Raw genomic sequence first — 26,868 nt, 5'->3', positions numbered from 1 at the left:
TACAATGAAAAAAACATTACTAACATTAGCTCTTTTAGTTATATCCGTAATGGCTTTTAGCCAGGCTTCTGTAGGTATCGGTCTCAAGGGCGGTGCAAACTTTGCGAATGCGGATGCAGATTTTGATACCGATGGAGTAACTTCTTATCACGTAGGCGCCTATGGATTGATTAAACTTACAAACATTGGAATCCAGCCGGAATTATTATTCTCAAAGCAAGGAACAAGTGTTAGCGGCGATGATTTAGATCTAAGCTACGTGAATATTCCTGTAATGGTGAAGTTCTACCTACCAGCGGGACTTAACCTTCAAGCCGGACCACAATTCGGTATGCTTACTTCTGCCAAAGATGGTGATGGAGATGATGTCAAGGAATCATTCAAAAATAGTGACCTAAGTGCTGCTGTAGGGGCTGGATGGGATGCTCCTTTCGGACTTCAGTTCACTGCCAGATACGTAATTGGTTTATCGGACATCAATGATGAAGGTGTTGGTGGAGAGTTTAAAAACAAAACTTTCCAGTTATCTATTGGATATACCTTATTTAAGTTGGGTAACTAATATCTAGAAAATACTTTTAAGAACAGCCGAGGCATCTTGCTTCGGCTTTTTTTGTGATTTAGAAATAATGGTAGTGTTCCATTGATCTGATCTTAGACCAGCAAAAATGAGTAGTATGGCTATTAGAATACCAGCTAGCAGAATCAATATTTCTTTTCGACTCTTCACAGTTAGGTTTTTATTATCAAAAACCTAAAATGAAAAACCCTTATCTATCGTTTAATGACCAATCATATTCATGAAAGATGACTCGGTAGTCCTTCGGTACTTTGTAATACCTGTACAGATTCACATACTCTATGAGTGATCCAGCTTTGGCCACAAATTGATCCGTATACCAGTCAAAAATTTTATTCAATAGGACTGTTTTTTTGTCGTCATCTACATAAACGTAGTTCGGACGATCAATAATCAACTGAGCTCTCAATTCCAGCTGCTCTTGCAGTTTATTGGGATAAAATCCATTGTCATAAAGGAAAGGACAACTTCTTGCCCCACAACCAAGAGCAAAGTGTATTCGTGGATCCTTAGTTTCCGCAAATAATTTACTGAATTCAATTTGATCAAGAGTAAGTGTTTCACCCGCTACAGTCCAGGTCTTTATTTTAAAGAATCCATTGATGTCCATGGGGCTATCCACCGGATAATTATCTACAATCTGCTTAATGACTAAGATGTTGTAAGTATTGATGAAAAATGCTGTTCGATGATCTTGTGAGACTCCTTTCAGATTATACTCAGCGATATCTTTAATAAGGTTATTGAGTCTTCGTGGATTTTGTTTGATAGCGCTATAGTCAACCAGACCAAACGCTACATGATCCAGCATGAATTCGTTAAAGTCATCGAATATGGTAGTAGTGTCATTATCAATTGACTGACAGAGAACTGGATTAGCACTAATAAGACTAACGAGAAGCAGAATATTTTTCATGTAAAATTGATTAAGTCACCAATCAAACGATTTACTCAGATTTGGTTTGAGAATGTTAGATAAATTTGATCCTTATGTAAGTGGCGTGACAAAAAGTTGTGGGACAGCCTTAATGAAGTATGGGGCCAAATACTTCAATGAAAGGATCTTTATCTACTACAGTATAATAGAATATGGCACCTAGCCATCCATGAAATATTCCTAATACGTATACATTTCGCTGTTTAAGAAATACGTAGCTGTAGAAAAGGGCTAGAATACTCGTACCAAGTACAAGCCACCAATGTGGATAGTGTAGCAGACCAAATAAAGCAGAAGTCACAATTATAATCGACCTATTAGTAAGCAGGTTATAATCCTGCATATTTCCTGCAAATAGCGACATTAAAAGAACTTGCTGTAGTGTTCCAAAAAGCGGGTACAGGATAAGAATTGGTATAATATGCCATGTAATATTGATTGAATGCTGAATGAATCCAATTACCAAGCAGGTAATTATTGCTAATAGTCCAAACGGCAGTACTGTTTTTAGTACAGCTTTAAAATTGTCAGTTCTAAGCCCCCAACGAATCAGGTTTTCGGGATGATTCTTGGTTTTTCTGATTAGATAAACGCCCCAAAAAGCGAACATGATCAAAATATAAATAAGGCGTTGATTGAGTATATCGTAGAAGAGAAACTTGCCCAATGCTGTTAATACTATAGCGATAATTTCGAAACGGGCCTGACTAATTGATGGCATATGGCAAATCTATCATTAAAAATGGCTCAACTTAATTGACTGTGTTTCCGTTAAGTATGTAGGCTTTAAATAAAATACCACAAAAATGGTATTTCAAATAGCGGAATTAACAGCTAACTTTCTTTTATAAGAACAGAAATTTATGATTTTACTCACTATTAATCATGTAAATAATGAATCCCCAGCAAGTTATTACCAAGCTTCTCGTTCACATAGCCTTACAAGAACAATTTAAAAGCCGAGAGGAAACTAAGATATTTATCCCGTTTTCATTTGCGCACCAGTTAGAAAAGGAACTGAAGATTAAAACGTACCGAGATATACAGTTCGGTGGTTATCGACTCGTTAGTGGTCCTTTTGATAATATACTTGCCTATAACAAGGTAAAAGATGCGCAGCTGGTGATGACTACCTATGGGGATATTGTAGAGACTGTTGTTTAAAGAAATTAGCTATCTGGTAGTGCGTCAAACGTTCTTCGCTTACTTTCTAGCCATTGTTTCATATCATCAGGAGTCTTCATAAGCGCTTTCATTTTTTCCATTGCCTCTAGATGTGGTTTATCACCTTTCTGAAACATTTCCATGCCATGTTTTTTGCTTAGCTCCTCTATTTCATCGAAAGTGTTTGCACGGAATTCATGGTTACATGCACCTCCGAGCTGATTACAGGTCATTGTCTTCATAAGGTATCAGATATTTGTTCCAGAAAGGTAGTCAGTTAATATTTCAGATCTAATACAAAACCCTTGGAATAAAAAAACCTCATTCGAATTACGAATGAGGCTCGATTTTTTCAGGTTTAAATTTCCTAACAGAACTCTTCGTACACCTGCACCAGGTGATCAGCAATCATTTCTGCAGATCTTCCTTCAATGTGATGTCGCTCTACCATGTGTACCAATTCACCATCTTTGAACAAGGCAATCGATGGAGACGATGGAGGGAATGGAAGCGTAAATTCACGTGCTTTTTGTGTTGCTTCTGTGTCAAATCCAGCAAATACTGTCGTCAGGTTGTCCGGTTTTTTGTCGGACTTATCTAATGAAAGCAATACACCTGGACGACATGTGCCGGCAGCACATCCGCATACAGAATTGATCACCATCAAAGATGTGCCTTTGTGATCTGTTAAATGGCTCTCAACTTCACTTGCAGCGGTGAATTCTTGGAATCCATTTGCTGTAAGTTGAGCTTTCATCGGAGCTACTAATTCCGGTGGGTACATAATCGTTATTGTTTTAAATAGTTAATTCTTTATTCTACATAAACCCTAGTTCCAACTTTGCTTCTTCAGACATCATGTCTGTGGCATAAGGCGGATCAAAGGTCAATTCAATGTTTACATCGTTCACACCTTCTACAGCACGAACGCTTTCCTCGATTTCACTCGGGATACTTTCGGCTGCCGGGCATGAAGGTGAAGTCAAGGTCATTACAATCTCAACATTGTTTATTGGCATTATGTTGATCTCATAGATCAACCCTAATTCGTACACATCAACTGGAATTTCCGGATCATAGACCTTCTTGATTGCTCGCACAACCTCTTCTTTCAGCGCTAGTGTATCGTTATTTGATTTTGTTTCACTCATGACTCTTGTTTTGCTGTAAGTGCCAAAGCATACATTTTCATTTGTTTGATCATAGCTGCAAAGCCATTGGATCTTTGTGTTCCAATGAACCTATCCATCCCAATTTGCTTAGGAAAGTAGATTTCTGCATTCATAACATCTTGAGGTGTGGATTGATTCAATACTCTGACCAATAAACTCACCAAACCCTTAGTAATGGCAGTATTAGAATCAGCTTTGAATTGAACTCGGTCATTATCCATGCCTGCGGTCATCCATACTTTCGATTGACAACCTTTAACTATGTGGTCTTCAATCCTGTCTTCCTCAGCAAATGCACCTAACTCATCACCTAATTCCATGATGTAATCGAGTGTCATTTCCATATCACCATCCAACATGGAAAACTCTTCTATGATCTCTTCTTGCCTTTGTTTTATCAAATCCATCAACCAAATTTCTTAACGATGCTTTCCAGTGCGTCACAGAAAACATCAATTTCTTCTTCGGTGTTGTAAACTGCAAAAGAAGCCCGAACAGTTCCATCTATTTGAAGGAAGTCCATTAGAGGCTGGGTGCAATGGTGACCAGTTCTCACTGCAATACCTCTTACATCCAAAAGCTGCCCTAGGTCGTATGGATGTACATTTTCAATCAGGAATGAAATAACGCTGGCTTTATTTTTTGCGGTACCGATAGGAGTAAAGCCCTTAATCTTACGAAGCTTGTCATTAGCGTACATCAGAAGCTTATGCTCATATTCCTTAATGACGTCATGGCCAATATTATCAATAAAGTCCATTGCATATTTAAATGCAATTACTTCCCCAATATTAGGAGTGCCTGCCTCAAACTTGTATGGAATATCGTTGTAAGTAGTGCCATTAAATGACACATCTTTTATCATTTCACCACCGCCCTGATAAGGAGGCATCTCTTCAAGTAGATCTCGTTTACCATATAGCACACCAACTCCAGTCGGTCCATACATTTTGTGGCTTGATAAGGCAAGAAAATCACAATCCATTTCCTGGACATCAATTTTGATGTGGGGAGAAGCTTGAGCAGCGTCAATAAGCACTGTGGCTCCCACTTCGTGAGCTGACCTGATCATCTCATTCACCGGATTGATTGTCCCCAATGAGTTAGAGACATAATTGACGGCAACTAACTTGGTTTTGTCGCTTAATAACTTTTTGTATTCCTCTTGCAGGATTTCTCCTACATTGTTGATAGGAATAACCTTTATTACAGCACCGGTTCGCTCTGCTGCCAATTGCCAGGGAACAATATTCGAGTGGTGTTCCAGCTGAGAAATTAATATTTCATCACCTTCTTTGAGAAAAGTTGTTGCCCACGAATGAGCTACCAGATTTATGCTTTCTGTGGTACCCTTAGTAAAGACGATTTCGTCAGCTTCGCCAGCGTTAATGAATTGTTGTACACGCTCTCTTGTTGCCTCAAATCCCTTTGTTGATCGCTCAGCCAGTGTGTGGATGCCTCGATGAATGTTGGCATGATCTCTCTCATAAAACTGAACCAGTGAATCTACAACTGCCTTTGCTGTTTGTGATGAAGCAGCATTGTCGAAATAGATCAGAGGCTTCCCGTTTACTTCTTGATCGAGCACAGGAAATTGTGCTCTTATAGCTCTTAAATCAATAGCGGTGGCAACAGTGTTCATCCTGCAAGTTTTTGATCTACCAGTTGTTGGATTTCTTCTTTTACAGACGCTACTTTCACCTCATTCATGGTCTCTATTGCAAATGCATTCAGGATCATCGCTTTTGCATTCTTTTCGTTAATCCCTCTTGCTCTTAAGTAGAAAATAGCATCTTCGTCAAGCTGACCGGACGTACATCCGTGCGAACATTTAACATCATCAGCCCATATTTCTAATTGTGGCTTGGTATGCAAAGTTGCATCCTCAGAAAGAAGAATATTATTGTTTGACTGAAATGCATTTGTTTTCTGTGCATCCTGCCTTACATATATTTTACCGTTAAACACCCCGGTAGATTTTTCATCTAGTATGCCTTTGTATAGCTCATTACTATATGAATTAGGCTTTAGGTGATCGACAGAAGTGTTGTTATCAACATGTGACTTTTTATCCAAAAGGAATAGACCGTACATGTGTCCTTCGCAGTTTTCATCATCCAGATTGATGGTCAGGTTATTTCTAACCAAAGCTCCTTCAAAAGAAAATGTATTGTTATAGAAATGAGAGTCTCTGCTGACCTGTGCAAAAACTGTTTCGTGACTATACGTATTGGAATTGTAATTCTGGACTTTTGTATGATATCCAAAGGCGTTTTGTGCTACCGTAAACTCGATGTAAGAATTCGTAAACGTATTCACACCTTCAGGAGTAATTAGCTTTTCTACTATTCGTAACGTGTCACCTTTTTTAACATTTACTTTGATTCTCGGATTGGTAAATCCGTTTGAATTGAAGTGGTAAATAAATACAGGATCCTGATATCCAGACTCAATTTGAATTTCTTCTTTTGCGTATGCCGCATTTAGAAGACTAAATGGATCATGCTTACCTTCAGTGATTTCTGCCACTTTATAGGTAAGCTTACTATCGATGGTTGAGTGTTCCGTTGAAAGTATGCCATTGACAAATACCAAATGACTTCCATCTTCCTTGTAAAGTTTGGATGCATCGAATATATCGCTTCCTTCAAGGCTGAAATCAATGTTTTTTTCCAGCAAAGAGGTTATAGGAGTGAACTTGTATGCCTCAGATTTTTTGTGAGGAAGGCTCACTTCATTGAGCATATCAAGCGCTTTCTGTTGAATTTGATTGCCTTGGAAAGTGCTTGTTAAGTTTTCTAATATGGCAGGTGCATTCATAATCATACCGCTGCTACTTCTTCTTTGATCCAATCATACCCCTTCTCTTCCAGTTCCAGGGCGAGACTTTTATCTCCTGACTTTACAATTCTTCCTTTATAAAGCACGTGTACATAATCTGGAATAATGTAATCCAGTAGTCTTTGATAGTGAGTTACTACAATACTTGCAGTCTTGTCGCTCTTAAGCTTATTCACTCCATCAGCTACAATCTTAAGCGCATCGATATCCAAACCAGAATCTGTCTCATCTAATATAGAAAGTGTTGGCTCAAGCATTGCCATCTGGAAGATTTCATTTCTTTTCTTCTCACCACCTGAGAAACCTTCATTTAAGGAACGACTTAGAAGCGCTTGGTCCATATCGACAAGCTTCATCTTTTCTTTCATCAACTTAAGGAAGTTGACCGCATCCAGGGCTTTTTCACCTCTAGCTTCACGTACCTGATTGATTGCAGTTTTTAAGAAATTGGTCGTAGATACACCCGGAATTTCAACAGGATATTGAAAAGCAAGGAAAATTCCTTTTTGAGCGCGCTCTTCCGGACTCAGTTCTAAAAGATCTTCATTTTGAAAAGTTACAGATCCTTCTGTTATATCGTAATCTTCACGACCGGCTAGAACTGAAGCTAAAGTACTTTTCCCTGATCCATTGGGACCCATTATAGCATGTACTTCGCCTGCTTTTACTTCCAGGTCTATTCCCTTCAATATCTCCTTGTCCTCAATCGAGGCATGTAAATTTTTAATGCTTATCATACGTATGTTGAATTGACTTATCCTACGCTACCTTCAAGGGTAAGCGCTAATAATTTTTGAGCTTCTACTGCAAACTCCATTGGGAGCTTATTCATTACTTCTTTTGCGAAACCATTCACAATCAGTGCGACAGCTGTTTCCTCATCTATACCTCTTTGCTGGCAATAGAAGATTTGATCTTCTCCAATTTTAGAGGTAGTCGCCTCATGCTCTATCTGAGCAGATTTGTTTTTGATGTCAATGTACGGAAATGTGTGCGCGCCACATTTATCGCCCATCAGCAGCGAATCGCATTGTGAGAAATTACGTGCATTTTCTGCACGTTTCATGATCTCTACCTGTCCACGGTAGCTGTTTTGTGATTTTCCTGCTGAAATACCTTTAGATACAATTCGAGAACGGGTGTTTTTACCCAAGTGAATCATTTTAGTGCCAGTATCCGCTTGTTGGTGATTGTTTGTTACAGCCACCGAATAAAATTCGCCTACAGAGTGATCACCTTTCAATATGCATGAAGGGTATTTCCAGGTAACTGCAGATCCGGTCTCTACTTGTGTCCATGAAATTTTAGCATGGTCTCCTGCGCAGATTCCTCTCTTAGTTACGAAATTGTAGATTCCGCCTTTACCATTCTTATCTCCCGGGTACCAGTTTTGTACCGTTGAATATTTTACTTCTGCTTTTTTAGCGGCATAAATTTCTACTACCGCAGCATGAAGTTGGTTTTCATCTCTCTGTGGAGCCGTGCAACCTTCGAGATACGAAACATAACTTTCATCTTCAGCCACAATTAATGTTCGTTCAAACTGGCCGGTGTTTGCTGCATTGATTCGGAAATAAGTGGATAGCTCCATCGGGCATCTCACCCCTTTTGGGATATAACAGAAAGATCCGTCAGTAAATACTGCTGAATTGAGTGCGGCAAAGTAATTATCGTTTACAGGCACAACAGAGCCTAAATATTTCTTTACTAATTCGGGGTGTTCCTGAACTGCTTCACTGAATGAACAGAAGATTACACCAAGCTCTGATAACTTATCTTTAAAAGTAGTAGCTACTGAAACCGAATCAATAACCGCATCTACAGCTACTCCTGTCAATCGCTTTTGCTCCTGCAATGAAATGCCCAATCTTTCAAATGTCTTTAGCAATTCCGGATCTACCTCATCCAGATTTTTTGGCTTTTTATCTTGTTTTGGGGCAGAATAGTATCGAATACCCTGATAGTCTACTTTTGGATATTTGACATTGGCCCAGTTCGGCTCGGTCATTTTCTCCCATTGACGGAAAGCTTTCAGCCTCCAGTCCAGTAGCCATTCCGGTTCTTCTTTTTTAGCCGAAATGAAACGAATGATATCTTCATTGATCCCCAAAGGAGCCTCATCTGCCTCAAAATCAACAGACCATCCGTGCTCATATTCTTTGGAGGTAAACTCTTCTAATATTTGTTCGTCAGTGCTCATTTATTACGCCTTCGTTTCAAGATGCAAAGGTACACCTTATTTATAGTAATTCTAAATAAGAACAATGAACTTGATAGAAGGTTCAGCTTTCGAATAAGAATCTCTTATTGTTCCATAAAATTTTCAAATACAAGGTGCTTATTTACACTTTCTTCGAGTGAGATAAAGGTTTCTGTGCTTTCAATCCCATCCACTTTTTGAATTTTGTCATGAAGAACATCTCTAAGGTGCTGCGTGTCTTTACAGTAGATTTTACAAAAGATGTTATAGTTACCTGTAGTATATCGGATAGTAGCGATTTCCGGTATTTCTTTTAGCTCCGAAACCACTCGATCGTATAAGGAGCTTTTTTCAAGATATATTCCCAGAAAGCATGTGATGTCGTATCCAAGTTTAGCATAATCGATTTTGAGGGTAGTGCCTTTCACAATACCCATCTCCTCAAGTTTTTTCATGCGTACATGTACTGTGCCTCCTGAAACGAATACTTTTTTGGCAACTTCAGTGTAGGGGATCTTGGCATCTTCTGATAGGATGTTTAAAATTTTCAGATCCACATTATCAATATCATAATTTTTGCTCATATCGACCGGGTGTATTTTGGGAATTTTTATTTAAAACGATTTAAATTGAATGAAATGTATTTATTCATCTAAAATATTGAATTAATTTCAATAAAAGTAGCAATCTACTAAATTTGAGTCATCAAACACACTGTAGAGTGGTGAAACTGGCAGACATGCCCTCCTCTCTCGGGGGTGGAGATAAGGGATAAATCCCGGTAAGTTCTCTCTCGGTCATGAATCGGGAGAGAACGCTCGGGGCTAACCGCTCCGTGGAGGTTCGAATCCTCCCTCTACAGCTTTGGGTTAATGTTGTTTATTTTGAGGTCTTGGTAGGGGTGCCAAGGCCTTTTTTTATCTTCAATTCTTTTCCAGTAAAACGCATCCTTTATCTTTATCAGCTTTAAAAAACAACTAAGCCTTAAAATGAAAAAACAACCTTGGCACGATAGTTACCCTGAAGGAGTTCAGACAGCAATAAACCCCGACAAATATTCATCTCTTCCTGAAATGGTGGATGAGAAAATTCAGGAGTATAAGGATTTGGTAGCGTTCGAGAATATGGGTAAGGAAATGACCTTTTCTGAGCTTGGTCAAGCCATTGATCAGTTCGCCTCATATCTGCAGAATCATACAAATCTTAAACAGGGAGATCGTGTTGCGATTCAAATGCCTAATCTTTTGCAATATCCCATTGCCCTGTATGGTGTGCTGAAGGCAGGGATGGTTGTTGTAAATACCAATCCATTATACACGCCAAGTGAAATGTTGCATCAGTTCAATGACTCAGGAGCCAAAGCGGTGGTGATTGTAGAAAATTTTGCCAGCAACCTTGAAGAAGTATTAAAGGAGACACAAATAGAAACGGTGATTCTTACTAAGATCGGTGATATGATTGGTGGTTTGAAGGGTGGCATTGTGAATTTCGTTGTTAAGAATATTAAAAAAATGGTGCCATCCTACAGCCTTCCTGATGCAATTGGTTTTAAGGATGCATTAAAACTGGGAGCTCAAAAACCTGCTACTAAAGTGGCGATTGAGCAATCTGAACTTGCCTTTTTACAATACACAGGTGGTACAACAGGAGTATCAAAAGGAGCGATGCTTACTCATAGAAATGTAGTAGCCAACATTGAGCAGGTATGTGAGTGGATGTTGCATGGAGGATTGGAAGAACGCAAAGAAATATTTATCACTGCCCTTCCAATGTATCACATTTTTGCGCTTACATGTAATGCCCTGATGACTGTGCGTATTGGTGCACGTAATGTGTTGGTCACAAATCCACGGGATATGAAAGCATTCTTGAAAGACTTGGGCAGGCATCAATGGTCTATTTTGACAGGGGTGAATACATTGTTTAATGGCTTGCTGAATCAACCAAAGTTTAAGGAGCTTGATTTCTCTAAAGTGAAATTCTCTTTTGCAGGTGGAATGGCATTACAAAAATTCGTTGCAGATAAATGGTTTGAAGTTACCGGAACACCAGTTTCTGAAGGGTATGGTCTTACTGAAACTTCGCCAGTATTGACTGCTAATCCATTGAGACGAGATGCAGAAACGGGGTTCATTGGTATGCCAATACCTAGTACAGAGATAGTGATACTTGATGATGACGGAAAAGAATTGCCTACCGGTGAACGAGGTGAGCTTTGTGCAAGAGGGCCTCAGATTTTTCAGGGTTATTGGAACCGACCCGAAGAAACGAAAAACTGTTTCCATGATGATTGGTTTAAAACCGGAGATATTGCGGTAATGAACGAACAAGGCTTCTTTAAAATAGTTGATCGAAAGAAGGAAATGATTTTGGTTTCAGGATTCAATGTTTATCCTAATGAAATTGAAGATTGTATCGCACTTCATGATAAAGTATTGGAGGTAGGTGCCATTGGAGTGCCAGATGCAAAATCAACTGAGGCAGTCAAAGTTTACATTGTAAAAGCAGATGAAAGTTTAACAGAAGAAGAAGTGAGGGAGCATTGTGCTGAACACCTGACTGGTTACAAACGGCCGAAATACATTGCTTTCATTGATGAACTTCCAAAATCTAATGTAGGAAAAATCCTGAGAAGAATTCTAAAAGAAAACGATCTGAAAACTAACTCATACAACTAAATGAAATTCAAATTACTCGTCTTATCATTATTTATTTCAACCGCACTCTTTTCTCAAAATACAGCACCTTTAGACACCACTTATTGGAGGATGGGGGGGACCAGTTCACTTACTTTTTCTCAGGTATCTTTAACCAATTGGGCTGCCGGTGGTCAGAATTCCATTGCCATCAATGGAAATTTTAGTGCTTTTGCTAATCGTGTGAAGGGCAGAGGAAAATGGGAAAATTCAATTGATCTGGCATATGGGTTAATAAAGCAAGGAGAATTTGATTTCAGTAAATCAGACGACTTAATTAACGTGGCAACAAAATATAGCTATAAGGTAAATAAGGATAACGGAAAATGGTTTTATACCGCTTTATTAGACTTCAGAACACAGTTTGATGAGGGTTTTGAGACGCCTCTAGAGCTTAATAAAATATCCAACTTCATGGCTCCAGGATACCTTACCGTCGGTACTGGTATCGCATATGATCCAAGCGAGAAGCTAAGTTTCGCACTTCAACCGTTGACAGGGAAATTCACTTTTGTATTGGATCAGGAACTTTCTGATGCAGGTAGGTATGGTGTCGATCCTATTGTTTACAATGCAGATAGCTCAGAAGTGATTTCTGAGGGAAGCAATGTACTTGCAGAGTTTGGTGCATTTTTTAGAGCTAAGTACAAAAACGATGTGTTTGAAAGTAAACTTGAGTTGTTTACTGGTTACACCCATAGCCAGGGAGATATCGATGTGAACTGGCAAAATGCATTAGTGCTGAATGTTACTAAAGCCTTATCCATGAATGCGTTTACGCATCTTATTTATGACAAGGATATTTTAATCGGAGTTGATGATGATGGAGATGGAGAGATTGATGAAGGAACTGAAAAACCGCGGGTGCAGTTCAAAAGTGTCTTGGGCGTAGGGCTCACGTATAAATTTGGAAAACAGAAAAAACAATAATCATTTAATTGTATTGTAAATGGTAAGACCAATATTTTTGTCTTAACCTTGCTATTTATTTTAATTATAACTAAAAGAATCTATAGATATGCCTGAATTTAATGTCGGCGACAAAATGGTTTACATCTTTCCTATTCTTCTACTTTTTATGATAGTAGAATACAAAGTTGCCAAACACGATTATGAATTAAAAGACTCATTAGCAGGGTTTGGAATAGCCTTAGGTGCTGCATTCATTTCCTTTTTTACAAAGGCGTTTACCGTAGTAGTTATATTTCAGGGTGTATTCAATTTGTTTGAACCCTTGAGAGCTGAATACCTTGGATATACAACCATCGGTTGGGCATGGTGGGCTTGGGTGCTAGCAATACTAGCTGATGATTTTAATTTCTACTGGCATCATAGATGGAGTCATACGGTCCGTTTGCTATGGGCAGCTCACGTACCTCATCATTCATCTAAGAATTTCAATCTTGCGGTAAGTATTAGAAACGGGTGGTTCATCTCGTTATACAAGCCTATTTTCTGGTTATGGATGGCTGCAATTGGTTTTGAACCAATTATGATCGGATCGGCATTGATCATAAATGCTACTTATCAATATTTCTTGCATACCAAGCATATTGGTTCTCTTGGCTTATTTGGGAAGATTTTCAACAACCCACATGTTCATGCAGTTCACCATTCCAGCAATATTCAGTATCTGGATAAGAATCACGGAGGAATTTTGCTTATTTGGGATCATTTATTTGGCACTTGGCAAAATACGATTAAGGACGTTAAACCACATTACGGTATTTTGAAAAGCCCAGACACCTACAATCCGATAAAGTTGAACACGCATATTTTCGTAGATATTTTTAATGACGTGAGAAAAGCGAAGAGCTTTAAGGAAGCCTTTATGTACATCTTTGGTCCTCCGGGATGGAGTCCGGACAATAGCTCACTTACAGCAAAGCAAATACAAGAACTGTATTATGCAGGAAAGATTAGCGCAGATATGCAGTTTGAAGGTGTTAGTCTTGAAAAAGAACTTAGCTCGATCAAAGAAGTTAAAAATGATGAGGCAAGTGCTGAGAAAGCAGCTTGATTTATAGTCAATGATATAACAAAGGGGACTTAAGGTCCCCTTTTTTTGTTTTTATCCTATAGTTCTCAATGGCAATGAACTTTCGAACAAAGGCTTTCATTCTTCCATTTTGGTGATTACCGGTTGAGTCTTTAAGTGAATATCTCTTTGAGGGAATGGGATTTCTATTCCTTTCTCTTTAAACAATTCGAAAATGGCAAAGTAAAGCTCCGTTTTTAATCGACGAGGCTTGTCCGTATGCGTGGCAGTCCATACCGCGAGTGTAAAATTCAATGAGCTGTCTCCAAATTCATCAAAAAAAACAGTCGGTTCGGGAAATTTAAGCACGTGATCGTTTTTTTCTGCGACCTTCAAAAGCACATCTTTCACCTCGGCAGGATCTTCTGAATAGCTAACTCCAACCGGAATATCAAACCGGATGTTTCTGTCATTGTGACTCCAGTTTATGACACGTGAGGAGATGAACTCTGAGTTTGGAACAATGATGGATACATTTTCATTGGTGAGAATGGTAGTTGCCCTGACCGAAATGTTAATCACATCACCCTCAATATCCCCAACTACAATTCGATCTCCCACTTTAATTGGCTTTTCAAATAGGATAATAATACCTGAGATGAAATTATCTGTAATATTTTGAAGACCAAAGCCAATACCAACCCCTAAGGCACCTGCAAGGAGGCTGAGTGAGCTCATATCAATACCCGCGCTTTGCACAATGAAGATTGCTCCAATGAAAATGAGCATAACCTTTGCAATGAGCCCAATAGAGTTTCGGGCCCCTTGCTCCATGCCTGCCTTGGCTAGTATTTTATTAACAAGTAAGTTTCTGAATCGCTTGGAAAGCCAGATGAGAATCACAAAGCTGATGATGAAGTAAAGGATGGTACCCATACTTATTTCGCTCTTACCCAGGCTGAATAGCGTAGTAGTGAATATTTCACCCACCTTGGTAAGAAAATCAAACATGCTTTGCCAAATATCTTCTACTGACTCCATTTACATTTTTTGAATCTGAAACTTGAATATAGCAATAAAAATAAAGGCTTTGCTTAGAATTTTACTCGTAGCATAGCCTTTACCTCGGATGAAGTATTACCGATGGCCTCTTCTAAACCTGAACCAACACTATCCCTGTCTCTAAATGAGAAACGGGCATATCTTAACCATAGGGAAATGTTTCTGACTGGGTCATATCGCACCATTGCATAGCTCCTCACTCCAGTTCCGTTGTAGGCGGGTATTGAAAAAGCATAAAGCACATCGCTTTCGTACACATATTGAGCATTATCAAAATTGTCTGTATCAAAAAGCGCCATTCGGGTATTGAATTTTAGTTTCCACCAATCAAAGTTGACATCTTGAATAATCGCAAATCCTTTGGTGAATTCCTCTCCTTCATTCTGAGTACTGCTTTGAACTTTTGTTTTGAGTTTAAGCCATGGTTTCAATTCATAATCCACGTTAAAGATGTAGTTGTACTTCACCTGATCCACTAGAAGGTTCAGGTTTTCATTGGAAATGGTTACCTGCCGTGTTTGCTGTCTTACCTGAGCGTAAAGGGTAATTTGCCTACTTGGGAAGTGTGAGTATCTAGCCAGCCATTCATTACCGATAGAGGGCGCCTCTGTTTGAAATTTAAGCCAGGGAAATTTAAACCTGTCATAATACACATTGAATTTATGTCGCCTGTTGGGCTTGATTGATAGCCCCCAGTAAGTGCCTCTTTCATTGATATTCCTGGAATTCTCCGAAAACGCATTGCCATAAAATGAGTGAAAATCTCTATCGTAATTGCGAAAGATCATTGCCATATCCACGAATCGTGAAAGACTAGCAACTAATCCTCCTACAGCCCCAACGCCTCCACTTTTTGACCGGGCGGTTTCTGTGAAGAACGTAAAGTTCTGCCAGGTGTAGTTTGCAAAAACGGAAGTGATGTAGTTATGATCTCCCTTGAATTCAAACTGGTTGTAGTTATTCGGTCTTCGCTGAAGAGGTCGGCTATATTGACTGTTAAGTCCTGATACTCCGATGGTAAATCTTCGGTTTGGACTATATTGAATCGCAGCACCTATTGATTCTTCAGTGATTTGATCTTTAGCTGCCAGTTCAGAAGGGGTTCTGTGGAAACCCGTGTTCTGAATGGAATTGATGAATTCCTCAAAATCAGAGAAGGTAGTGTCAGTTTGGATATTCCCATCCTGGTTTAGCTTAGAATAGAAAAGTGTCATTTCAAAGTCACCGAATGACTTAGTTAACCCTACCCCTCGAAAAAACCCGGATTCTAAGACGGATGTATAAGGCCTCAGTCCCAGGCTGTTTCTTTTGGTGGTGTTTACCGTTTCGGCACCTTTTCCGGCATTGAAACCTGCTCCAAAAACGATTCCCTGACCAATCTGTGCCTGGAAATCACCCAGCATAATTTTATCAAATCCATATTTATTTTCAAGTAATAAATGATAGGAGTAGAAATCAAACCCTTTCTGTTTTTCTGAAAAAGTAAATGCTTCGCCATTGTCTTTTTCGAAAGTAAAACCCAAGCTAAAGTCATTTCTGTGGCTTGTTCTGAATCTACCGTATATTTTATTAGGTGAGCCGGCATAGCGTGTAGGAGCCGAAGTAAGCGTGTCCATGATTTCACCGCTTTCGCTTCTTACAAACGTTGTGTCCAGAGGAAGGGCAGGGGTGTAGCCTTTCTGTTCTTCTAATCTTTTGGAGTATCTGAGCAATAGGTAGTTATTCTCCTCTTCAATTATTCGTTTGATAAGAGGTCTGTTATCGGTGACTGATTCTTCGACAGTTACAAATGGAAGCAATAGACGTATAGTTTCAAGATCCATTGTAGGAATTGCCTGAAGTTCGTGGATGGATAGAAAATCACCTAATTGATCCCGATACGTAAAAAAATTAGATACTTGAGCCGGATTTAAGATGTACAGGGATGCCAACTCATCAGGTTCTACCGTATTTAGATTCAGTTTATTACTATAAAAAAGGAGAAGAGATTCATAGATGTCTTCATACGCTATGTCCTCATCCTGCACCTGAAATAATCGCTCAGCAAATGCCTCAAGGTCTATTTCTTCATTTTGCGCAATCCCATGGAAGCCGAAGCATATAAGTGCTATGGAAATCCATTTTTTCATCTATCCAGACTGTATGAAACGGAAAGCTCATGAATACTACCAAGTCTTGAGTCATTGGAGAATCCATAATCAAACTTCAGGTTTTTGGGGTGAAACCCTACACCAAAGGCACCCAGAAAAGGCTCGGTACTGATACCGGTTCTTACAAACACATCTTCAATGATCCGATATTCTAAACCTGCCTTAAATACTTCATCAAATTCCAGGTCTTTCTCTACTTCTATGTTGAGCATAAGTTCTTCTGAAGGTTGATATGACATTCCGGCCTTCATGACGGTAGGCGCTTTCTCTCCCGTTTCATTGTTTATCTCCGCTTGATTTAGGTTGAAAATATGTGCTCCAAAACGCAATTGAGAACTTATTTCTGCAATACCACCAAATTGAATTGCCAATGATCGATTGGTTCCTACAGTAGCAATGTTGTATTGCAGTAAATCTATTCCTACCCCCAGGCTTACCATTTGGATCTTGTTGCCAAAAGCTAAATGAATGCGTTGTTCGCTGTATAGGTCATCTCCAAACTTAAAGAAGCCCACTCCGGCATTTCCTATGCCTCCTGCATAGACTGCTCCTGCTCCAATCACCTGAAATTCTTTTACTCCATACCTGTTTTGATAAGCAGCAAAAGCCGCATGTTTATCGTATCTTCCCAGGCCTCCTATGTTATTGAAAAGACTAAATTCATCTCCTAAGGTGAGTGATGCTCCGGCCATTCCTGCGCTCCTTCCTCCCAGATTAAATGAGCTGGTTTGTCCGAAAATTGAGGAATACGCAAATAGTAATGTTAGGAAGGCGATTGGCTTCATGTATGCAAAGTATCAATTTGGCGCATTTAAATCAATAATTGTAAATTAAGTACTAATGAAGATCTTGGCTATTTTACTATTCTCATTATCTATTTCGACTCTAAGCGGGCAAACAAATGATACCTTGTTTTATCAAAATGGGCAGGTTAAGGCAGTTGGGCAAATAGGTAATGATGGTAAAGTAGGTATTTGGAGATATTATTACCCCAACAAAGCGCTCAATGCTTTATTGACCTATAAAAATGGGCAACTAGCTGGCATTCAAAAATATTATTCTTTCAAAGGGAAACTGATAGCACGTGAGCATTATGAAAACGGTCTGTTGGAAGACTCTGCGGCATATTTCTACCCATCCGGTCAACTAGAAAAAGAAGGAAAGTATGAAAATGGCCTATACCAGGGAAAGTGGATGTTTTTTTATGAAAACGGGAACATTAAGAGAATTGGTAACTACGAACAAGGCAAGCCGGAAGGACCGTGGGAATTCTATTTTGAAAACGGTGAACTCAACCAGAAAGGAATCTTAAAAAATGGACTGGAGGATGGTTTTTGGGTGTACTTTGACGAAGGAGGAGATCAGCTTTATGAGGGAAGCTGGGATAAAGGTGAGAAAGTAGGTCAGTGGTACTTTTTCAAAAAGGGCAAAAAGAAGAAATGGAAGAGCTTTGACAATTAAGATTCTAAGGCTTTTACCCTTTCCTTTAATGGTGGATGAGAGTAGTGAACAAAAACATACGCCGGGTGTGGCGTGAGATTTGATAAATGATCGGCAGACATCTTCTTCAACCCTGTGATTAGAGGTGTGGCTGCATACGTTTCTTTCGCGTATGCATCTGCCTGATACTCATTCTTTCTGGAAATGATATTTCCGATGATTCCAAGTATAGTTGAAATAGGGGAGTATAAAATGAAAAAGGCAAGCAGGTTTAAGTGCAAGGCTGATGTCTGCCCACCCATTGCCCAACTTACTTCTCCACTGTAAGCCATTCTGGAGAACAGATAAAGCATAATGCCCATCATAGCTATGCTAAAAATAGTGCTGAATAGGATATGCTTCTTTTTATAGTGTCCTACTTCATGTGCAAATACAGCAGTTAATTCCTGGGTTGAATGTTTTTCGACAAGCGTATCAAATAGCACTACTTTTTTCTTCTTTCCTAATCCACTGAAAAATGCATTGCCTTTGCTGGATCTTTTGGACCCATCCATAATGAAGATGTTCTTTAGCGGAAAGTTCACTTTTTCACAATATGTCTCAATCGATGACTTAAGCTCTCCTTCAGCCATAGGAGTGAGCTTGTTAAACAAAGGCAAAATGAGAGAGGTATAAAATAAGTTAGCAAACAACACAAAGGCTGTCATCACCGCCCAGAAATAATACCAGAAATCACTACCAATGGCATTCACAAAATAAATAAGGACAGCCAGCAATAAACCACCGATGATAATGGTCAGGATATAACCTTTGATTTTATCCAAAATAAAGGTCTTAGCTGTCATTTTGTTAAAACCATACTTTTCTTCAATCACGAAGTTTCGATAGATCGAAAAAGGCATACTAATGATGTCAGAAATAATAAACAGAATGCCAAAAAAGATTAGAGGTGAAAGCAGACTTAACGGGGAAAATGTCCGTATCCATTCATCGAGCATGCCAAACCATCCATTATATATTGCCAGAACGAGGAGCACAAAACTGAAAGTTGCTGAGAAGTTGCTGAACTGTGACACTTCCCTGTTATACGCCTGTGACTTAGTATATTTCTCTTTGTCATAAATTCCTTCAAGCTCCTTCGGAATAGGTTTTTTAGCGCTTTGCCGATTCAGGTAGCTGAGTATGCGTTCAAGCGTAAAGTCGAACGTAATAATCACCAAAAGAATCGTAAAGATGGTTTGCTCAGTCATTCGGCAAATATAGCTTGCCGATTTGCTAAAAAATAAACGGAATTGGACACTTAAGTCTTCTTACATCAGCGGCCGGCTTCAATGGATCTCCCAAACTAAATGAATAAGCAATGCTGATTTCATGAGCACCACCGGTTCCGATTCCCAGATCTGATATCGTATAGTCAAAACTATATCCAAACGTTGCTCGATTAGTCTGCATTCCGATCATGAAAATGATGGCTTCATTGTTTACAACCCCGTCCAGATTTTTAATGGGAATACCTCTATACCACAGTCCCACTAAAATTGGATCTAGTGTAAAGTATGCCCCAAGGTCTAGCTGATCAAAATCTCCTTGTGTTCGGTAATTGAAACTGGGTGTGATACTTCGTTCACCTAAACCGGTCCTTGTACTTCCAGGGTTCAGTGGAATGCGATATCCGCCATGAAGCGAGAATCGCTTTGGAAGGGGGGCGTTTCCGCCTGCTATGCTTTGATTAGGTTCTAATACATGATGAAGTGCCGCTCCTAACCACAAATCCGGATTGTAGAGCACCCCTCCAAAGGAAAGGTCAAAAAACTGTGCATTGAGGCCTGTATTAAACGTTTCACCTGTAGTAGGTCGTACCAGTCCTGTGTTATCAAATTGATCACCAAACGTTAATTTATCAAAATTCAAATCTCGTATGTAATAGGCTGCCTGAACTCCGGGCCGAAATGTCCATTTGTAGTTAAGCTGGAGCTGATAGGCGTATTGCAGACCGATCGATGTAGAATTAAGTCCTGCGATTCCTTCCTGATCCCTTGTGAAGATAATGCCGGCACTGCTGTAGTAGTCTTCAAAATGATAGTCGAAATAAGCAGAGAAGGTTTCAAAATTCGCATCCAGGTTTGGCCATTGCGATCGATAGTTTACCCCCATTCGACCTTTTTGATTGATGCCCACAAGCCCCGGATTCAGATATAAAGGGGCAGCATAATATTGAGAAAACTGAGGGTCTTGTGCCTGCAAGGTGTTTTCCTGAAAGAGAGCAAATGCGAATGTTGAGAGTAAAATAATCTTCCTGACCATTGAAAAACGTAGATTATTAATCGTTGAGCAAATTATACAATAAATACAAATCGGTTTAAGTTTTGTTGAGTTTACTACGTAATGTAACGGCCACTCTAACGTTGGTATTTTGATATGCTTGCATATTGCGATTTAAAATCTTTCGCATAATGTTCAAGTGTCTTTACATTGTTGTTGAATATATCCTGAATTAATTCGGGTTAACCCTATTTTTACAAAGTGTTGTGTATGAACCAGGACATCTCTATGATTCGTTTCCCTTACAGGACTGCATTAGTCAGTTGTTTGCTCATTATCCTTTCACTGGTATCATCATCTTCGCTTTGGGCTCAAAACGTAACAGAGACGCGGTGGTATTTTGGCAACTCATCTGAAAATCTGGTTTTTGACAGAAATGGCAGGGATGTTTATTTACAAACTGATCAGGCCACTCCGTTTGGCAATGCAGGAGCGGTCACCATTACAGATCAATTTACCGGAAACCTACTGTTTTACACAGATGGAGTAAATGTGTATGATGTTTCTCATACAATTGTTCCCAATGGCGCTGGCCTGGCAGGTAATTCAGCTATTAATGTTCCGGCTGTTTCATGTCCGGTGACTGATAGTCCCGGCCAATATTACATTTTTACAAATTCAGGTACTAGTGGCGTCAATGAGATCAGGTATTCCATTGTGGATGCAACTGCTCAGGGAAATGGTTCTGCGCAGTTTCCATATGGAGATGTAACATCTGCAGATAATCCAACCGGATTGGTTAATCCATCGGAAGGCATGCTGATCGTGCCGGCAGGAGATGGAGAGCTGTTTTGGATGATTTCACAGAACAGTGCCAATTTTGAAATTCAGGTTACACAGATTGATGCAGGAGGAGTGGGAGCTACCACCAATAATGATTTTACGGATGGGTCTACTCCCGGTTTTGAAGCATCACATTTTGCATTTAACAGAGACTCATCACAGTTAATCATGGTGCCGAGAAGAGCCAATAGAAATATATGGCTAATGAATTTTGATCCGGCTTCCGGAACTTTGTCTTTTGATAGAACTTTGACTGGTACCGGCTTCAATGATGATCAGGGAGAGTCAATTTATGATATCGAGTGGTCACCCGATGGATCTAAAATCTACTTTTCTCGATTCGGAAGTAGTGGAACAACCGGACAGCTGTATCAACTTGATTTTAATGATTCCACTGAGTCTGTAAACCCAATCTTGCCAGCTCCCATTTTCAGAAGTTACGGGTTGAAACGTGCGCCGGATGACCGAATTTATCATTTATATCAGTCTACCAATGGCGGAAACGTGAATTTAGGGAGAATCTACCGTCCGGATAGTATTTTAGATTCTATTCAATATCAGGCTGTGGTTTTTCCCGAAGACTTTAACTCCAGGCAGTTTTCTGAGCATACACCGGCCTACAATTTCACTTTTGATACACTGAATTTTTACTACATAGACAGTTGTGAAACCAATGTGACCAAATTTTTCCCGATAGTGGAGCCAGTTCCCAACAGCCTCACCTGGGATTTTGGTGATGGAACAATTTCGAATGCCTGGATACCAAACTATCAATACCAATCGGCAGGTGCTTACACAGTAACATTGACGGCTGAGGTTAATGGAATTACACAACAAATTGTAGATTTTGTAGATATTCGAACAAACCCACTGGAGGTAGACCTGGGGAATGACACCACCATTTGTGTGGATGAGATTCTAATGTTGGATGCCGGAACCGGTCAATCTTTTGTTTGGAATACTGGTGAAATCACTCAAACCATAGAAGTAGATACTACAGGTACCTACTGGGTGGAGGTGACTGATGCTTCAGGCTGTACAGACTTTGATGATATAGAAGTATTGGAATATGGTGTTTCTAATCAAACTTCTAATCAATGGTATTTTGGTGAGCAAGCCGGCATTGAATTTACAGGTGGAGCCACTGCAATTCTGGATGGAAATCAACAAGATGCGCTGGAAGGATGCGCTACAATTTCAGATGTAAACGGTGACTTACTTTTCTATACCAATGGATTTACTGTTTGGAACAGAGATCATGATGTGATGGTAAATGGAGACACGATTGGTGGTGAACAGCTATCAGCCCAAAATTCCTTGATCATGCCTTTTGGAGGTGATCAAACCATGTTTTACATCTTCACTACAGAAAGAGTTTATGGTGACGATGAATATGCATTGCGTTATTCCATTGTCGATATGAAAGAAGATGAAGCACGTGGCAAAGTCATTGTAAAGAATGTGAAGTTGATGGAGAATAGCACGGAACGAATTACAGGATCCGGGTTTACAGGTAATGACCTCATCATGGCTCATGAGTTTGGCAATAATTCATTCAGAGCGTTCCAGACCAGTGCTGCGGGATTAAGTGGAGCCATATTTTCTCCTACCGGGGCAGTACACGAATTCATGCAGGAACTAAGTGCTACCGGCTACATGAAAATATCACCAACACTGAATCAGATTGCGGTAAATATACCGGGCACCAACCAGGTGGAAATTCTGGATCTGGATCAAGGTGAAGTATCCAACCCAAGACTAATTGATACCGGAGAGAGTGATCTGTATGGAATGGAGTTCTCACCTGGAGGACTAAAACTCTATTTGACCACCTCATCGGGTGCATCCAAGCTGATTCAATATGACTTAGATAGTTTGAACTCTGCAGACCCAGTGACAGACATCTCTAATACCAAATTTGATGGTTACCCACAAGGTGTTGACTATGGTGCACTCCAGATCGGCCCTGACGGAATTATTTATATGGCAGTTGATAACTCCACCACATTAGGAACGATAAATGCACCGGATGGTGACGATGCTGGTGCTAGCTTCAACAGTACCGGATTTGACCTTGCAGGAAGGATCAGTCGATTAGGACTACCGAACTTTGCTCAGAATAACACGCCCCCTGCACAAGAACCAAGCATGACCGTGACGGAGGGGTGTGCGGGACAACCTTCTACTTTTAGTGGAGTTGGAAGGGATCCAAATAATTCAATCGAAAACTATTTGTGGATATTCGGAGATGGAACCAGTGCAGCGGTTCAGGATACCACACACACGTATGACAGCCCGGGTACCTATACCGTACAGCTTGTTTTAAGTAATCGATGCGATACAGACACCACATTGTCTCAAACCATTACAATCAATAATATTCCGGAAAGCCCGACTGTGCCAACAGATACAGCAATTTGTGATCAACCGATTGTGCTGACTGCATGGCCTACTGATAACCCTGATTTTTCCTATTACTGGAGTACTGGTGAGACTACCAGAGAAATCACTGTTTCAGAACCAGCCGTAATAGATGTAGCTATTATTAATATCGTGACTGGATGTACATCTGATACCCTTCAGGTTTTCCTAGCTGATGCACGTCCTGATGTAGATCTTGGTGGAGATAGGCTGCTGTGTCAAAATGATCCGAGCATAACACTAGATGCACAAGTACCACGAGGTACTTTCTCTTGGGCAATCGATGGGGTAGTTATGGGAAATAACCGAACATTTGATATAGATACTACTACTGCAGGAGTGTTTGAATATACTGTTTCTGTGACCAATTCATTTGGGTGTATTGGACGAGACACCATTCAGGTAAACATTCAGCCTGCTCCTGATGTAACTACAAATCCAGGCAATACATCAGGGTGTGGAAATGATGATGGTACACTTGATATCACCTTTAATGCGTCAGGGAGTTTCTCTTATCGGTTAGCAGGTCCTTCCAATTTTGGACCAGCCAATTTTGATGGACCGGGTAATGCACCCACAATTACCAATCTAGCGCCAGGTATCTATAACCTTACGGTGACTAATCTTGTAACTGACTGTGATTATATAGAATTATTGCAAATTGAAGATCCAGGTACTTTTAATCTGGCAGTATCAAGAACGGGAAATTGTGATGGAAATGTGGAACTTTCAATTACTGGAACAACTCCATCACTGCCGGCAAGTTATAATTATGAGGTTCAGGATGCTTTAGGAAATATTGTAGCTAGTGGAACTGATAATGTTGACCCATTGGTTATTTCTGGTTTAAATACCGGAACACTTTCTGTTCAAGTAACTGATGACAATGCACCGGGCTGTGTTGAAACTGAACAAGTTAGCATACCTCCCGGTCCAGAACCAGTATTTACTTTTGATGCGATTCAAGAGATATGCGCTACCTCGGGTCTGGTGGGAATATCTGACGGTGTTACCGCCGGTGTTACTTATTCATGGTCCACTACTGATGGCAGTATTATTGGATCAAATATTGGGGATTCAATTACAGTTGATCAATCAGGTACCTATACCGTTTTGGCGACTGCTCCAGGTTTTTGTGATCGCAGTGAAGACATTCAGGTAAATCTCAATACACCTCCGACTGTGAATGTCACTGTACAAGGAGATCCATGTGAAGGTGAGCAGACACTTGTAGCTAATGTAACAGGTGGGAGCGGATCATACATCTACAACTGGAATGATGGGGGTCAGGCTATGCAAAATACGGTAACCACATCAGGCACGTATAATGTCTCTGTATTGGATCAATTCACTGGTTGTGAAATTACTTCTGGAGATACAGATGTTACTATTGAAGCTGAATTTACGCTTACACTTAATCTTGAGTGTGACAATAGAGGAAGTGTATTGATAATTGCTACCACCAATTACTTTAATCCTTCAGTCACATATGAATGGCAAGATCCTAGCGGTAGTACCTTAAGTGAAACGGATTCCACTTTAAGAGTTAGCCAATCGGGTAATTATACGGTGATAGCTACTAATGAGACAGGCACATGTATGGCTACAGAATCATTGGATGTAGCAGTGGTTCCAATAAATCCTGAGGATATACTGTTGCCTGAAAGAGCAGCATTTTGTCCAGGGAATCCAACTAACCCTACTGTGGACTTAGATCCGGGTGTTTTTAATACTTATGAGTGGAGGTTAGTGCCGGATAATACCATTATTTCCACCAATCCCGTACTGACCGTATCCACCGTAGGAACCTATCAAGTTACTTTATACAATGGATTTACCTGTGCCACTGCAAATGTGGAAGTGGTTCAGGATTGTCGTCCGGTAATATTTGCGCCGAATGCATTTTCCCCTAATGGAAATGGAGTTAATGATGAATTTTTCGTCTTCCCAAATGACTTTATCGAGGAATTTGAAATATTGATTTATACTCGTTGGGGTGAATTGGTTTACAGATCTACAAATCAGGATTTTCGATGGAATGGTATTTACAGGGGCGCTCTGTTGCCGCCAGGAACATACGCTTACGTTCTTAAATTCTCAAGCTCATTAGCTCCGGATTTAGGAACAATCGAACAATATGGGTCGGTTACGCTTATTAGATAGATGAGTTACTTCGATGACATATATTCCAGAATTTTCGGAAAGCAGGACAAAACCCCTGCTGGCATTTTTGTTAACGAATTAATCAAAAGAAGTCAGTCATTTATTAATCGATTTCAAGAGTGGAAGAATTCTGATTATTCTGCAGAGCTAATCAATGACCTTTGGCAGTCGTATTTCTGGCGAAAACAAGGAGTAGATAAAGACCCTCACATATTGATTTTAGAGTCAACATATAGTAATGGGTTTGCGATCTCATATGAGCCTAAGTATGGTAAAAACAACTTTCATTACCTTTTCGATTATCTTGCTGACCAGGTAAAAAAATTGGATTACAGATTAGTTGTAAGTAGGCATACTATGCAAGAGAAGGGAGATATAGTTGAATCTAAAGAGATGCACTATCTGAAACCAAAAACAGGGTTTGTTGAACCAATTGATCAAAAGTTTGGTAATGTACAGATAGAATATATTGAAGAAAATGATGAGCCAACACGCATCAAACTAATTGCAAATTCGTATCCGGACAGGAAATACAAGCAGGCAGATAGTTTTGAGGATTTGGCCAAGCATATTTTTTCAATTAAAAAATGAAACTAAAAATAAGCATGAGAGTATTAGCACTATTTACACTACTAATGATAAGTACAGGAGTTCATCAGACTGCTGATGCACAATTATTTCCTACAAAACTTAGAGTAACCGTGATTGATGGATTGGGGAATTTTGTAGAAGGTGCAACTGTATCTATATATGATAATGAAGCTGATTATCTGGCAAGTAAAAGCCCAATTGCGACTATGAAAACTGACAGTAAAGGACGTGTTACGTTCAAGGAGGTCAAACCAATCGCATATTTCATAGAAGCCAAATTTGAAGATAAAAACAACAACGGTGAAGGGGTGAAAACGGGTGAACTTTCAGAAGGTCGCATTAATAAAGTCAATACTGTAATCGAGTAG

Annotated in this window: 25 protein-coding genes and 1 tRNA gene; 10 read left to right on the top strand and 16 right to left on the bottom strand. The window is 39.7% G+C overall.

What is annotated here, in order from left to right; genetic code table 11:
- Positions 1 to 4: 4 nt before the first annotated feature.
- Complete coding sequence (locus ACQK2H_RS15490; protein WP_425392285.1) at positions 5 to 562, top strand: porin family protein; 558 nt, start codon at positions 5 to 7, stop codon at positions 560 to 562.
- A gap of 208 nt (positions 563 to 770) precedes the next feature.
- Here the strand turns inward: ACQK2H_RS15490 and ACQK2H_RS15485 are convergent, their stop codons facing one another.
- Both ACQK2H_RS15485 and ACQK2H_RS15480 read right to left on the bottom strand, forming a co-directional pair.
- Entirely contained in the window at positions 771 to 1,496 is a 726-nt protein-coding gene (locus tag ACQK2H_RS15485) for a DUF547 domain-containing protein (protein WP_425392284.1), read from the bottom strand.
- 109 nt (positions 1,497 to 1,605) lie between these two features.
- The gene (locus ACQK2H_RS15480; RefSeq protein WP_425392283.1) at positions 1,606 to 2,238 is read right to left on the bottom strand and encodes a CPBP family glutamic-type intramembrane protease; all 633 of its coding nucleotides are present in this window, start codon (positions 2,236 to 2,238) and stop codon (positions 1,606 to 1,608) included.
- A 173-nt stretch (positions 2,239 to 2,411) separates the two neighbouring features.
- Here ACQK2H_RS15480 and ACQK2H_RS15475 point away from each other — a divergent pair, with 173 nt between their 5' ends.
- Positions 2,412 to 2,681, top strand: a complete 270-nt coding sequence (locus ACQK2H_RS15475; RefSeq protein ID WP_425392282.1) for a hypothetical protein — start codon at positions 2,412 to 2,414, stop codon at positions 2,679 to 2,681.
- Between the two features lie 5 nt (positions 2,682 to 2,686).
- On the opposite strand, the gene ACQK2H_RS15470 is transcribed toward ACQK2H_RS15475, so the two are convergent.
- The 9 genes from ACQK2H_RS15470 to ACQK2H_RS15430 form a co-directional block, all read right to left on the bottom strand.
- The gene (locus tag ACQK2H_RS15470) at positions 2,687 to 2,923 is read right to left on the bottom strand and encodes a DUF1059 domain-containing protein (protein WP_425392281.1); all 237 of its coding nucleotides are present in this window, start codon (positions 2,921 to 2,923) and stop codon (positions 2,687 to 2,689) included.
- Positions 2,924 to 3,048: 125 nt separating this feature from the next.
- Complete coding sequence (locus ACQK2H_RS15465; RefSeq protein WP_425392280.1) at positions 3,049 to 3,465, bottom strand: BrxA/BrxB family bacilliredoxin; 417 nt, start codon at positions 3,463 to 3,465, stop codon at positions 3,049 to 3,051.
- 34 nt (positions 3,466 to 3,499) lie between these two features.
- A complete protein-coding gene (locus ACQK2H_RS15460) occupies positions 3,500 to 3,832 on the bottom strand; it encodes an iron-sulfur cluster assembly protein (protein ID WP_425392279.1) in 333 nt (110 codons plus the stop codon).
- Positions 3,829 to 4,260 (bottom strand): SufE family protein, encoded by a 432-nt coding sequence (locus tag ACQK2H_RS15455; RefSeq protein WP_425392278.1) that lies wholly within the window; start codon positions 4,258 to 4,260, stop codon positions 3,829 to 3,831. The genes ACQK2H_RS15460 and ACQK2H_RS15455 overlap by 4 nt, the downstream gene beginning before the upstream one ends.
- A complete protein-coding gene (locus ACQK2H_RS15450) occupies positions 4,260 to 5,495 on the bottom strand; it encodes an aminotransferase class V-fold PLP-dependent enzyme (RefSeq protein WP_425392277.1) in 1,236 nt (411 codons plus the stop codon). The genes ACQK2H_RS15455 and ACQK2H_RS15450 overlap by 1 nt, the downstream gene beginning before the upstream one ends.
- Positions 5,492 to 6,673: a Fe-S cluster assembly protein SufD gene (gene sufD / locus ACQK2H_RS15445; protein ID WP_425392276.1), complete on the bottom strand. Its 1,182-nt coding sequence runs from the start codon at positions 6,671 to 6,673 to the stop codon at positions 5,492 to 5,494. Before sufD ends, ACQK2H_RS15450 begins: the two co-directional genes overlap by 4 nt.
- A gap of 2 nt (positions 6,674 to 6,675) precedes the next feature.
- Entirely contained in the window at positions 6,676 to 7,431 is a 756-nt protein-coding gene (sufC, locus tag ACQK2H_RS15440; RefSeq protein WP_425392275.1) for a Fe-S cluster assembly ATPase SufC, read from the bottom strand.
- 17 nt (positions 7,432 to 7,448) lie between these two features.
- Positions 7,449 to 8,894: a Fe-S cluster assembly protein SufB gene (gene sufB, locus ACQK2H_RS15435; protein WP_425392274.1), complete on the bottom strand. Its 1,446-nt coding sequence runs from the start codon at positions 8,892 to 8,894 to the stop codon at positions 7,449 to 7,451.
- 104 nt (positions 8,895 to 8,998) lie between these two features.
- Complete coding sequence (locus ACQK2H_RS15430; RefSeq protein ID WP_425392273.1) at positions 8,999 to 9,478, bottom strand: Lrp/AsnC ligand binding domain-containing protein; 480 nt, start codon at positions 9,476 to 9,478, stop codon at positions 8,999 to 9,001.
- A 131-nt stretch (positions 9,479 to 9,609) separates the two neighbouring features.
- Between ACQK2H_RS15430 and ACQK2H_RS15425 the strand changes: the two genes are divergently transcribed.
- The 4 genes from ACQK2H_RS15425 (at position 9,610) to ACQK2H_RS15410 (ending at position 13,610) form a co-directional block, all read left to right on the top strand.
- Positions 9,610 to 9,756 (top strand) — tRNA-OTHER (locus ACQK2H_RS15425).
- Positions 9,757 to 9,883: 127 nt separating this feature from the next.
- A complete protein-coding gene (locus tag ACQK2H_RS15420; RefSeq protein ID WP_425392272.1) occupies positions 9,884 to 11,572 on the top strand; it encodes an AMP-binding protein in 1,689 nt (562 codons plus the stop codon).
- Positions 11,573 to 12,520, top strand: coding sequence for a DUF3078 domain-containing protein (locus ACQK2H_RS15415; RefSeq protein ID WP_425392271.1), 948 nt, complete (start codon positions 11,573 to 11,575; stop codon positions 12,518 to 12,520).
- Positions 12,521 to 12,608: 88 nt separating this feature from the next.
- Positions 12,609 to 13,610 carry a sterol desaturase family protein gene (locus ACQK2H_RS15410; protein ID WP_425392270.1) on the top strand — a complete coding sequence of 334 codons (1,002 nt, stop codon included), beginning with the start codon at positions 12,609 to 12,611 and terminating at the stop codon, positions 13,608 to 13,610.
- Between the two features lie 96 nt (positions 13,611 to 13,706).
- Here the strand turns inward: ACQK2H_RS15410 and ACQK2H_RS15405 are convergent, their stop codons facing one another.
- Genes ACQK2H_RS15405 through ACQK2H_RS15395 form a run of 3 tightly spaced genes read right to left on the bottom strand, consistent with a single transcriptional unit; the run spans position 13,707 to position 17,565 of the window.
- Positions 13,707 to 14,609, bottom strand: a complete 903-nt coding sequence (locus tag ACQK2H_RS15405; RefSeq protein WP_425392269.1) for a mechanosensitive ion channel family protein — start codon at positions 14,607 to 14,609, stop codon at positions 13,707 to 13,709.
- A 53-nt stretch (positions 14,610 to 14,662) separates the two neighbouring features.
- Entirely contained in the window at positions 14,663 to 16,759 is a 2,097-nt protein-coding gene (locus ACQK2H_RS15400) for a ComEA family DNA-binding protein (protein ID WP_425392268.1), read from the bottom strand.
- Positions 16,756 to 17,565 carry a hypothetical protein gene (locus ACQK2H_RS15395; protein WP_425392267.1) on the bottom strand — a complete coding sequence of 270 codons (810 nt, stop codon included), beginning with the start codon at positions 17,563 to 17,565 and terminating at the stop codon, positions 16,756 to 16,758. Before ACQK2H_RS15395 ends, ACQK2H_RS15400 begins: the two co-directional genes overlap by 4 nt.
- 55 nt (positions 17,566 to 17,620) lie before the next feature.
- On the opposite strand from ACQK2H_RS15395, the gene ACQK2H_RS15390 reads away from it, so the two are divergent.
- Positions 17,621 to 18,241, top strand: coding sequence for a toxin-antitoxin system YwqK family antitoxin (locus ACQK2H_RS15390; RefSeq protein ID WP_425392266.1), 621 nt, complete (start codon positions 17,621 to 17,623; stop codon positions 18,239 to 18,241).
- Here ACQK2H_RS15390 and ACQK2H_RS15385 read toward each other — a convergent pair.
- Both ACQK2H_RS15385 and ACQK2H_RS15380 read right to left on the bottom strand, forming a co-directional pair.
- On the bottom strand, positions 18,238 to 19,470 hold the full coding sequence (locus tag ACQK2H_RS15385) for a M48 family metallopeptidase (protein WP_425392265.1): 1,233 nt from the start codon (positions 19,468 to 19,470) through the stop codon (positions 18,238 to 18,240). The two genes, ACQK2H_RS15390 and ACQK2H_RS15385, sit on opposite strands and share 4 nt — an antisense overlap.
- A gap of 25 nt (positions 19,471 to 19,495) precedes the next feature.
- Positions 19,496 to 20,524, bottom strand: coding sequence for a PorP/SprF family type IX secretion system membrane protein (locus ACQK2H_RS15380; RefSeq protein WP_425392264.1), 1,029 nt, complete (start codon positions 20,522 to 20,524; stop codon positions 19,496 to 19,498).
- Between the two features lie 228 nt (positions 20,525 to 20,752).
- On the opposite strand from ACQK2H_RS15380, the gene ACQK2H_RS15375 reads away from it, so the two are divergent.
- From ACQK2H_RS15375 to ACQK2H_RS15365, 3 genes are read left to right on the top strand one after another with little or no spacing between them, the layout of a single operon-like run.
- Positions 20,753 to 25,909 carry a PKD domain-containing protein gene (locus tag ACQK2H_RS15375; RefSeq protein ID WP_425392263.1) on the top strand — a complete coding sequence of 1,719 codons (5,157 nt, stop codon included), beginning with the start codon at positions 20,753 to 20,755 and terminating at the stop codon, positions 25,907 to 25,909.
- Complete coding sequence (locus ACQK2H_RS15370) at positions 25,910 to 26,500, top strand: hypothetical protein (RefSeq protein ID WP_425392262.1); 591 nt, start codon at positions 25,910 to 25,912, stop codon at positions 26,498 to 26,500.
- A 14-nt stretch (positions 26,501 to 26,514) separates the two neighbouring features.
- Positions 26,515 to 26,868 (top strand): carboxypeptidase regulatory-like domain-containing protein, encoded by a 354-nt coding sequence (locus tag ACQK2H_RS15365; protein ID WP_425392261.1) that lies wholly within the window; start codon positions 26,515 to 26,517, stop codon positions 26,866 to 26,868.

This window comes from Ekhidna sp. (genome assembly GCF_965228795.1).
GTDB lineage: Bacteria > Bacteroidota > Bacteroidia > Cytophagales > Cyclobacteriaceae > Ekhidna.
This window is presented reverse-complemented; position numbering and strand designations above follow the sequence as displayed.